Below are 606 nucleotides of genomic sequence, written 5' to 3'. Positions count from 1 at the left end.
CGCCGCTTGCCCGAAACGGCGTTTCCGGCAATGGCTGCAAGCAAGACGGCTCCTCCTGCCAGAGTGTTGAAACTGGCGGTTTCGCCAAGGAACAACCACACCCAGACAGGGCCCAGCAGAACTTCGGCGCGGGACAGCAACGCCAGTTCGGCCGCAGGTAGGAGCTCCAGAAACAAACATATGCCCAGTGTGATCGAGATGGCGAACAGCCCGGAAAGAAAAACCGAGGGCAGCATTTCACCCGTTTTCTGCCAGCGCAGCGCCACGGTGAGACCGCAAAGCCGAGTGCGGACCCCAACGCGGCAAGGCTTCCTTTCAGGACGACGCTCCCGGATTTGTCGGCGACCATGATCGCTATGCCAACAATAGCGACGGCGATGGCGATCCAGGTCGCCACCCGCACGGACTCTCGCAGTACGACCCAACCGAGAACAGCTGCCATGAAAGGTGCCGTTGCAATAAGCAGCATCGCATTCGCCACGGAAGTGGCCTGGATCGCGTAGATCCCTCCCGAGTAGGCCGCAACCAGAGCCAGGGCGGCGATCACGAATGGAAGTCCGGCGCGGCGAACCTGAGCGAACGGGCTCCGCCCGGATCGCAGCCGTA

At 62.0% G+C, this 606-nt stretch carries 2 pseudogenes; both read right to left on the bottom strand.

The window, feature by feature from the left end:
* Window positions 1-266: pseudogene (locus IM708_RS21550) on the bottom strand (EamA/RhaT family transporter); the annotation flags it as partial.
* A 101-nt stretch (window positions 267-367) separates the two neighbouring features.
* Window positions 368-547, bottom strand: a pseudogene (locus IM708_RS21545) (EamA family transporter); the annotation flags it as partial.
* Window positions 548-606 lie beyond the last annotated feature (59 nt).

The sequence above is a fragment of the Pararhodobacter sp. SW119 genome, from assembly GCF_017811755.1.
Lineage (GTDB): Bacteria > Pseudomonadota > Alphaproteobacteria > Rhodobacterales > Rhodobacteraceae > Pararhodobacter.
The sequence above is the reverse complement of the archived record's forward strand: the minus strand, read 5'-3'. Positions and strand labels throughout refer to the sequence as shown.